This window comes from Paenarthrobacter sp. NPDC090522 (assembly GCF_044769225.1).
Classification (GTDB): Bacteria; Actinomycetota; Actinomycetes; order Actinomycetales; family Micrococcaceae; genus Arthrobacter.
This window is the reverse complement of record NZ_JBIVXL010000041.1, coordinates 1-9,214: the sequence shown is the minus strand read 5'-3', so window position 1 is coordinate 9,214 and position 9,214 is coordinate 1. Positions and strand designations below refer to the sequence as shown.

The 9,214-nt window shown below is 64.5% G+C and carries 10 protein-coding genes; 4 read left to right on the top strand and 6 right to left on the bottom strand.

Annotated elements, in window-relative coordinates; all coding sequences use genetic code 11:
• From ACIQT2_RS23780 to ACIQT2_RS23765, 4 genes are all read left to right on the top strand, one after another.
• Positions 1-698, top strand: a 698-nt coding sequence (locus ACIQT2_RS23780; protein WP_402951699.1) for an aspartate/glutamate racemase family protein, incomplete at its 5' end; no start/stop codon positions are given.
• Complete coding sequence (gene otnK, locus ACIQT2_RS23775) at positions 695-1,969, top strand: 3-oxo-tetronate kinase (RefSeq protein WP_402951696.1); 1,275 nt, start codon at positions 695-697, stop codon at positions 1,967-1,969. The genes ACIQT2_RS23780 and otnK (ACIQT2_RS23775), both read left to right, overlap by 4 nt.
• Positions 1,970-2,019: 50 nt before the next feature.
• Positions 2,020-2,334 (top strand): putative quinol monooxygenase, encoded by a 315-nt coding sequence (locus tag ACIQT2_RS23770; RefSeq protein WP_402951694.1) that lies wholly within the window; start codon positions 2,020-2,022, stop codon positions 2,332-2,334.
• A 115-nt stretch (positions 2,335-2,449) separates the two neighbouring features.
• Positions 2,450-3,448, top strand: a complete 999-nt coding sequence (locus ACIQT2_RS23765; RefSeq protein WP_402951691.1) for an amidohydrolase family protein — start codon at positions 2,450-2,452, stop codon at positions 3,446-3,448.
• 220 nt (positions 3,449-3,668) lie between these two features.
• Here the strand turns inward: ACIQT2_RS23765 and otnC are convergent, their stop codons facing one another.
• The 6 genes from otnC to otnK (ACIQT2_RS23735) are packed head-to-tail and all read right to left on the bottom strand — an operon-like array spanning position 3,669 to position 9,124.
• Positions 3,669-4,295 (bottom strand): 3-oxo-tetronate 4-phosphate decarboxylase, encoded by a 627-nt coding sequence (otnC, locus tag ACIQT2_RS23760; protein WP_402951688.1) that lies wholly within the window; start codon positions 4,293-4,295, stop codon positions 3,669-3,671.
• Positions 4,292-5,014, bottom strand: coding sequence for an aspartate/glutamate racemase family protein (locus ACIQT2_RS23755; protein WP_402951686.1), 723 nt, complete (start codon positions 5,012-5,014; stop codon positions 4,292-4,294). Before ACIQT2_RS23755 ends, otnC begins: the two co-directional genes overlap by 4 nt.
• Positions 5,015-5,028: 14 nt before the next feature.
• The gene (locus ACIQT2_RS23750) at positions 5,029-5,310 is read right to left on the bottom strand and encodes a hypothetical protein (RefSeq protein WP_402951684.1); all 282 of its coding nucleotides are present in this window, start codon (positions 5,308-5,310) and stop codon (positions 5,029-5,031) included.
• 21 nt (positions 5,311-5,331) lie between these two features.
• A complete protein-coding gene (locus tag ACIQT2_RS23745; RefSeq protein WP_402951681.1) occupies positions 5,332-6,687 on the bottom strand; it encodes a TRAP transporter large permease subunit in 1,356 nt (451 codons plus the stop codon).
• 12 nt (positions 6,688-6,699) lie between these two features.
• On the bottom strand, positions 6,700-7,854 hold the full coding sequence (locus ACIQT2_RS23740) for a lactonase family protein (protein WP_402951679.1): 1,155 nt from the start codon (positions 7,852-7,854) through the stop codon (positions 6,700-6,702).
• Positions 7,841-9,124, bottom strand: coding sequence for a 3-oxo-tetronate kinase (gene otnK / locus ACIQT2_RS23735; RefSeq protein WP_402951676.1), 1,284 nt, complete (start codon positions 9,122-9,124; stop codon positions 7,841-7,843). Before otnK (ACIQT2_RS23735) ends, ACIQT2_RS23740 begins: the two co-directional genes overlap by 14 nt.
• Positions 9,125-9,214: the final 90 nt, after the last annotated feature.

Genomic DNA, 9,214 nt, shown 5'->3' with positions numbered 1-9,214 from the left:
ACGCAGGAGCAGTCATGCACCCAGGACCCGCGCGTCCCCTGGTTGCGCTGATCAGCGCCAACCCGACGGCGATGACCCCGGCGAACAGCGCCTTCGCCGAACGCTTTCCCGAAGCGCGGCTGTGGAACATCCTCGATGACCGCCTGCAAGAAGATGCAGATTCCCGCGGAGTCACGGGCTCCTTGGCGGCACGCCTGCGGCGTCTTGTCGACCACGCGGTGCTCGAAGGCGCGGATGCGGCTCTGCTCACCTGCCCGGTGTATACGCCGGCGGCACGGTCCTACGCGGCACGCTGCCCGATTCCGTTGCTTGACCCCGACGAAATGGCGTTGGAGGCAATCCTCCAGCAGTCGCCCGCCACCGTTCTGGTCCTGGCAAGCGCCCACCAACCCTTGAGTGTTTCGCTCAACCGTTTCATCAACGAATCGGCGCGGCACGGTGTGCCGGTTGAAACGCGGGGTGCCGTCGCCGCCGGGGCCTTGGACGCGGCGCGCCGCGGCAACACCGATGATCTCACCCAGGCCCTCGCAGCCGTCATTGCCAGCCAGCCGACCCCTCCCGACGCGGTCCTACTCGCACAGTATTCCCTGGCCCCAGTGGCCGGGACCCTTGAAACCGCCACCGGCATACCGGTTTTTTCCGGGCCGTTGAGCTCAGCCGCGGCACTTCGCCGCACCATCCTTGGAGGTTCACGATGATCGGTGTCATTGCCGACGACTTCACCGGCGGCACCGATGTCGCCGTAGCGTTCCGGCGTGCAGGTCTGCGTGTCCTGATCCAGTTCGGCGTTCCCGAAACCGTTGCCAACCCTGGAGATGCCGACGTCGTCGTGGTGGCGCTCAAGACCCGCACGCTGCCCGCCGGCGAGGCAGTCTCCCAGTCCCTGCAGGCTGCCAGGGAACTGCTGGACGCCGGAGCACGGCAGCTCTTCTACAAGTTCTGCTCCACGTTCGATTCCACCCCGGATGGCAACATCGGGCCTGTCAACGACGCACTGGCGGACCTGACAGGCAGCAGCATCACCGTAGCGGTCCCCAGCTCACCCACGCACGGCCGAACCCAATACAACGGGCACCTGTTCGTCCATCAGCAGCTTCTTTCAGACTCCCCCATGCGCCACCACCCGCTGACCCCGATGACCGATGCCCGAATCCCGGAACTCCTGCGCGCACAGACCGCCCGGAAGGTTTCCCTCATTCCCCTGGCAGACGTACAGGCCGGCAGTTCAGCAGTGGCCGATCGGCTGTCGGAACTGCGCTCTTCCGGCACCTCCTATGTCGTTGTGGACGCCATCACCTCCGCCGATCTCGTGACCATCGGCCGGGCCGTCTTGGAACACCCGTTCGTCTCCGGCGCAGCAGGCCTCGCCGAAGGCCTCGCAACTGCCCTGGCCGAACAAAACATCATCGAAGGTTCAGCCGCGCGGGCCGGTGGCGAACCGGCGCATGATGGCCCGGCCATCGCTTTGGCCGGATCGTGCTCCGCCCGGACTCTGCAGCAAATCGATGCCATGCAGGCAGCCGGGCACCCCTCCCACCAGCTCGATGCCGTCGCCGTCCCTGACCCCGCGCGGCTGGCCGCGGCTGCACTGGCCTGGTACGACGCCCAACCAGCCGCTTCGGCCCCCCTGATCTACTCTTCCCTTCCTCCAGAAAAGCTGCGCCAGTCCCAGGAACAACTCGGGGTTGCCGCCTCGGCGGAGATTCTGGAAACAGCCATGGGACTGATCGCCCGGGGACTCGTGGACAGAGGAGTCCAGAGGGTCGTCGTAGCAGGAGGGGAAACCTCAGGTTCCGTCGTCACGGCGCTGCAGGTCAGCGGCGGAATGATCGGTTCCGAGGCAGCGCCGGGCGTGCCATGGATCCACACCGCGTTCAAAGGACCATTGGCCCTACTGCTTAAGTCAGGCAACTTCGGTGAGGTTGATTTTCTTGTCAAGGCCGTCAGCCCACAGACCGCAGCCGCCTAACCTTGGCAGTACGCGGCCGATCCCGGACCCGCCGAACCAAAGGAGCGAACATGTATAGCCTGTGGGTCACCCTGGAGATCCTCGCCGGGGAACGCGAAGCGTTCCTCGAAGCCATCACCGAGAACGCGCGGCTCTCCGTCCGCGACGAACCCGGATGCCACCGCTTCGATGTCATTGAGCTCGGCGAGGGATCCAACAAGTTTGCCTTCTATGAGCTCTACCGGGACAGGGCCGCGTTCGAACACGACCACCTCTCCTCAGCCCACTTCAAGGCCTATCGAGAAACCGCGCAACGCGCCGTCGTCCCGGGGAGCCAGCGTGAGACCGGCGGGCCGCTCCTGGCGTCGTTCGACGACGCCGCCTAGCAAACAAAACAATGGGACACGGCTAAGTGGTTGACTGGACGACCACTTAAGTTGAGAATAGTTGTGGCTCGCCTCACAAAGTGAGGCTGTCAGAGCTTCCTCAAAGGAGAGACCCATGACCCCTGAACTGTCTTCGCTGGCTGCTGCCCTCCCGGCTGTGCCCTTGACCCGCCGGACGCTGGTCCGCGGCGCGCTGGCCGGAGTTGCCCTGGCTGCCGGTGGGGCAGTCTCCGCACAGGCCGCGGGGCCTGAGCAGGCCCCGTTCTCTGCCGGCAGCGGCCGCGCGGCTTACCGGGTTCCCGGCCAGGCGACGGACTGCCACATGCATATTTTTGACCCGGACAGATTCCCCTACCCGCTTCCGACGACGACTCCCCCACCCAAGGCGACAGTGTCGGAGTACCGCCTGTTGCAGCGGAGGACCGGAACCAAACGCACGGTCGTGGTGACCCTGTCGAACTACAGCACGGACAACCGCTGTACCCTGGACGCCATCGCGCAGCTCGGACGCAAAGACGCCCGCGGGGTTGCGGTCATCGACACCTCGTTCTCGGATGCGCAGCTGCGCGAACTGGACGAGGGAGGGATCCGCGGGATCCGATTCAATCTCACCCGCCCAGGAGGTGCGGGCGCAGAGCTCATCAGGCCTCTGGCTGAGCGCGTGTCAGCGTTGGGTTGGCATGTCCAGATCCACATGACTGCCGACGGCATCCTTGAAAATCTTTCCCGGATCAGCGACCTCCCGACCGAGCTGGTGATTGACCACATGGGCCGCATTCCCGGCGCCACGGGAACGTCCCACCCTGCGTACGCCGCGATCCTTGGCCTGATTGACGCAGGGCATACGTGGGTGAAACTGTCCGGCGTGTATCACGAGTCCCCCGTCGGGCCGCCGTCGTACAGTGACCGGGCGGCCGTGGGGGCCGCCTTCGCCCAGGCGGCCCCGGAGCGGTTGCTGTGGGGTAGCGATTGGCCGCATCCCACGGCTTCACGAGGGGAAGTGCCCATGCCCGATGACGCGGCCATGCTGGATCTTCTCGCCTCGTGGGTGCCGCGTCAGCAGGACCGCAAGCGGATCCTGGTTGATAACCCGGAGACGGTGTACGGGTTCTGAGGCGCGGCGCACCGCCGTCGTCCACCCTTCCTGCCCGCGCTAAAAGCCGCGGTCGGCACACCGCTGCAGAAAAGAAGGACGCCGGGGCACACCAGTAATTGTCCGCGGCTGGTCCGGCGAGCCCGGACCAGCCGCGGGGCAGCCGACGACGGCGAATCCAGCGAAGACCCCGTCAAGTCAACGCCGGCCCAACCAGACGGACACAGTGCTGGGAAGAAACCTAGATCCTGGCGGCCGCTGCGGCCTGCTCCGGCGTCAGCGGCCGGGTGTTGTGTCCTTGCAGGAGAAGGTAGACCTTTGCTGTTTCTTCCAGTTCTTCCAAGGCGTCCATGGCGCTGTCGATATCCTTGCCGGCGACAACCGGGCCGTGGTTGCTCAGCAGCATGGCCAGATGGTCGGCCGCGGTGGCCTCGGCGAGGCCTTCCAGGGCCGCGTCGCCGGGTGCATGGTAGGGCAGCAGAGGCAGGGTTCCGACGCGCATGGCGAAGTAGGCGGTCAACGGCGGGATGACGCTGGCGCCCTCGGCATGGTACAGACAGGAGACAGCTGCCGAGTAGGTCGAATGAGTATGGACGACGGCGGTGTCCTGCGGGCGGGCGCGCAGGACGGCGGCATGCAGAAACGCCTCCTTGGACGGCTTGTTTCCGCCCACATGCTTGCCAGCGGCGTCAATGAGTGAGAGCTCATCGACAGTGACCGTGCCAAGGCTGCTCCCGGTTGGTGTGACGAGGATTTTGTCCTCCCAACGGACGCTGATGTTGCCTGTGCGTCCGTGGGTCAGGCCGCGGTTGAAGATGGACCGGGCGGCGTCAATGACGTTTTCGCGGAGGCGGCGTTCGGTGCTCATGCGTTGTTCGCTTTCGTGGATGTCTGTGCCGGAAGCGGTTCCCCCAGCAGCTGTGCTCGCAGTGTGGCGGCGGCCAGTTTCGGCCCGGCCAGGACGGGTTTGCCCAGAGCCTGGGAGAGGGCGTCGGCGGCCGGTGAGAGCGAGTACTGGGCCAGCAGCACAGCGTCGAAGTCCGTGCTTTGGCTGGTGCAGGCCTTTTCCAGGGATTCGGCCAGTCGTGCGGTGTCTCCGGCTGTGGCTGCGGCGGCTGCGCCGTCAGCGACGGTTCCTGACACCTTAAGGCCTGGGTTTGTGGCTGCCGCAGCCCGGGTAAAGCGTTCCAGGGCGTCCTCCAGCGGTCCCGCTGCGGAGGCCAAGAGGAGAATCCGATCGTAGGAGCCTTCAAGCGCTGCATCGAAGGCGGAGGCGTCCGGGGCGTAGATAGGAATGGACAGCTCCGTAGACAGCCGTTCGGCGATCGGCCCGTACATCGAGCAGGTCAACAGGATCCCGTCGGCACCCTCGGTTTCGGCGTGACGGATCAGCCGGGTCATACGTTCGGCCAGTCCGTCGGTGACCCCGCCCTCGGCCGTCGCGTCGTCAAGCAGCCGGTCATCGAGGAGGTTCCAGAGCCTCGCCTCGGGGAAGACTTCATGGAACGCACCTGCTGCCGGAGGTATGGCGAGCGGGGTTGCGCTGATCAGTGAGATCAGGGGTGCGGTGCGACGTTGATCTGTCACGGGGTCGGGTACTCCTAGTCTGCAGATTTCCAGCCATGGGCCATGGCGAGGATGAGGGTAAAGGTGCCGAAGGCCGCTGCCACCCAGTAGGTGATCGGTCCCAGGGTTTTGGAAACTCCGATGATGAATTCGCTGTTGCCAATCAGCAATCCAGCGAGCTGCAGGAGCACAAGGACTGCGCCCAAGACCAGCATGGCCAGCAACAGCGCCACGAAGAGCATGGTGAGCACCTTGATGAGTGCCTTACGGCGGGGGCCGAAGCCGGCACCGGCTTCGATGTGTTTGGGGGAAGACATTGAACAGCCTTTCTGTTCCGGCTAGTGGGGAATGGGTAGCAGGTTGAAGGCCACGACTACGGGGATGATCAGGAAGGGGACAACGTAGAAGAGCACCAGGGGCACGAATGTCTTGGCCGGGTTCACTTCGGCGATGCTGGCCGAGATAAAGATGGAAGGACCGCCTGGCGGGGATGCTCCCTCGGTGGAGATGGCGACCATGATGGCGCAAACGGCCAGGGCAGGGTGGACTCCGGCGGCTGTGAGTACCGCGAAGGCTCCGCCGCCGAGGGTAGCGGCGGTGGCTGTGGCACTGAGGGGGCCACCCACGAGGGCGATGATCACTACGATTATGAGGACGGTGACGATCGCGGGAGCATTCAGCCCGGTGAGGGCGTCACGGAGCTGTTTGTCCAGGCCCAAAGCCAACAGGACGGCGCTTCCGGCGAACGAGAAGACCAGCGTCGCTCCGATGTCCTTGAAGCGGGGTGCAGTGCTGGCGATGAAGCCGTACCAGGCGCGAGGGGTCGAGGGCAACTGCTTGCGTCCGATGATCAGGCTAAGGATGCCCAACAGAACAGGGATCCACAGCAGGATATCGATGGCCTTGACAGCGTCGGGGCCTTTGTCCCCCAGCAGCTTGCCGAGCAGGTCTGCTCCAGCGCCTACAGTAATCAGGATGGGTACGGCGATGCCAAGGTAGACGATCAGCGAACGCCATCCCTGCTTCAGCGAGCTGCGCAGCGGCATTAGTTCCTCGCCTGAGACCTTGGCGATCCTGTAGCGGCGGACGAAGTAGAAGATGCACAGCAACCGCCAAAGGACGCAGTAACCGGCGACGGCGAACATGGCAACGAGCGTGGCGTTCTTGTCGATGTTAGGCCCGACAGTGGCCAAACCGACCAGGATCAGGTACGACGCACTGGGAGGAATGACGGTGCCGTTTCCGGAGTTGCCTGCCACCACTGAGGAGGCGATGTGCTTGGGCCAGTTGGAGCGTTCCATCCATGGGATAGTGACTGAGCCGATGGTGGCTGCGTTCGCGGAGGCGGAGTGTGTCAGCGCGCCGAACCCGGCCGATGCAAGGGTCGAGACGTAACCGGCGCCGCCACGAAGCCGTCCGAGCATGGAGTTCAGGATGTGGACCTGGTGGTGAATGATGCCGGTCTGGGTCAGGACAAAGCCGATGAACGTAAAGGACATGGCTGCGAAGACGACGGGCTGTTTGAAGGCCTCTGCTAGACCAGTGCCCAGCAAAGCGAAGAAGTCACCGCCGCCGAAGGCGCAAAGGACGAGGAAGCCAACAATCATGGCCTCACCGATGCCGCGTTTGACGATAGTGGCCCAAAGAAGGATGGTGATGAGGTAGACGATCAGGGCCCAGACGGCGATTCCCATGTCATCTCCTTTCTAGCGATTTGTAGCGTGGTCAGCCGCGCTGGTGCGCTGTTCTGCCAGCGGTGCGGTGGGAATGTGATGGCGCAGGATGGCGACGGGACTTCCTGTCGCCGCCCGGAACACGGCCGGTCCGGGTGTCCCGGTCGCAGGGTCCAAGGAATGTGAGGCGATGGAGTGTCCGCGTTCGTGGGCCACGAGCAGGGAAGTGGCGTCGGTGTCCAGGCAGAAGAACCGGGGCCTGATGCCTTCGGTTTCAGTCCATCGCCCGGCGCTGAGACGCCCGGTGGCGGGATCAATGTTGTAGGTGCCGATGGTGTCCGGGAAGTCCCCACCCGGTGAGTGGTCTCCTGGTCCACTGCGGTTGGACACGTACAGGTAGCGACCGTCCGCGCTGATCACGATCTCTGCCCCGCGGCTGTCCCCGGTCACGGTGTCTGGCAACGAAGTCAGGGACTGGATGGGCGTTAGTGTCCCTGTCGCGGCGTCCCAACTGTAGGAGGTGACCGTGGAGAGGAACTCCTGGATTGAGTACACGAAGTTGTTGGACGGGGAAAACACCACGTGCCGGGGTCCGGACATTTCCCGGAGCCGGACGGTCTTTTCCTGGTGCCAGGTCAATGCCCCGTCGCCGTTCACGGAGATCGTGAAGACCGAGTCGAGGCCCTTGTCGGGAACCAAGGCGTAGCCGCCTGTGGCGTCAAAGACGATCTGGTGGGGTTTGGAGCTGTTCTGGTCTCGGCGGTGGGGGCCGGTCTCACCTTCGAAAGACAGCATGTCGACGACGGGGCCGAGGCTTTCGTCGGGCAGGATCCGGATGCTCGCTACGGTGCCGCTGTTGTGGTTGGCTACCAGCAGGAACCGCTGGTCGGGGCTGAGGGCGAGGTGCACGGGGTTGACCCCGCCGGCGTCGACGGTGTCCCGGTAATCGATGCGGCCCGTGGTGGGGTCCAGTTCCAAGGCGCTGATTTGATTGCCGTCACCGTGGGCGACGTACAGTTGCGACCCACCAGGGCTCATGACCATGAAGCTGGGGTTGTCCATTCCGACGGTCTGGCGCGGAAGCCAGTGTCCGTCGGGGCGGATTTCGAAGACCTCCAGGCCGCTGCCACGTCCTTCGCGCAGCACGCTGGTCCTGGATCCGACATAGGCAAGTTCAGTGGCCTGCAAGACCGGCCTCCCCGGGGATCGTAGCGGCTCGGACCGCCTGAACGAGGAGTTCAGGGGTTCCGAAGTTTCCGGATTTGAGAAGCAAAGCGATGGGTGTCTCTCCTGTTGTGTAGATCCATGGCACACCGGGGGCGAGTTCGGCACCGATGGTTCCGCCCTGGACGCCGAGGGCCTGAACCACGGCTCCTGAGGTTTCGCCACCGGCGGTGACGATGCGTCGGACGCCGCGCTCAACCAATCCCTTGGCAATCAGGCCGGTAGCCGTTTCCAGGATCGTGGCTGAGCGTTCTGTGCCCAATGTTTGCTGGGTCCTGCGAAGCGCGTCCGGTTCAAGCGAGGAATAGATCAGGGGCCGGGCATCAGCAGGAAGTCCGTCATACCAGTCCAGGGCAGCGGCGGCGAGCTGCTCTGCGCTCGGCGTTGTGAGGGCATCAAGGAAAAAGGCCGGCCCGTGTTCGCGCATGTAAGCGACCTGCTCCCGGGTCCGTGCTGAACAGCTGCCGGCGAGGGCCGCCGCGCGGCCGGCACCGACGGGGTCTTCTCCTTGGCTTTGGCGTCGAGCCCTGGTCCCGGTCAAGGCCCGGCCCAGTCCCCCTGCCAGTCCGGCTGCACCGGTGACCAGAACATCGTCGCGGCAGGCATCGCCGATGGCTTGCAGGTCGGTGGCAGTGATGGCGTCCGTGACGGCGTAGCGCACTCCTCGCGACGTGAGCTGATCGAGGTGTTTCCTGATCGCGTCAGCCCCGGCGCGGACGGTCTTGTGGGTGACAAGTTCCACCGGGCGTTCGGTTTGGGCGCTGAGCAGCCTGACGACGTTGGAGTCTGTCATAGGCGTCAAGGGATGGTGGCTCATCGGAGACTCTGCCAGGGGCTGCTCGGCGACGAAGAGGTTCCCCATGTATTGGGTCCTGCGGTGCTCGGGCGACGCGGGAACGACGACAGTGAGCCTGGATTTCTGGAGATCGGCAAGGGCGTCGGCTACTTGGCCGATATTGCCTTCCGGCTTGGAGTCGAAGGTTGAGCAGTACTTGAAGTAGAGCTGGGTGGCTCCGTGGGCTTTGAGCCATGCAGCGGCGCGGAGGGATTGGGCGACGGCGTCGTCAACCGGGAGGGTCCTTGTTTTGAGTGCAATGACCACAGCGTCATGGTACGGCAGCACGGCCCCGTCGTCGGGGTGGCCGAAGAGAATGATTGTAGCCAGCCCGGCACGACGGAAGGCTACCGCGACGTCCGTTCCTCCCGTCACGTCATCGGCGATGACACCTATCACTGTTTTTCCTAGCATTTGTGGGATTCCGGGACCAGGCCTGGGCCTGCACCGGAGTGGGCTGAGTCCAATTGACAGGCACCTCACAGCTGG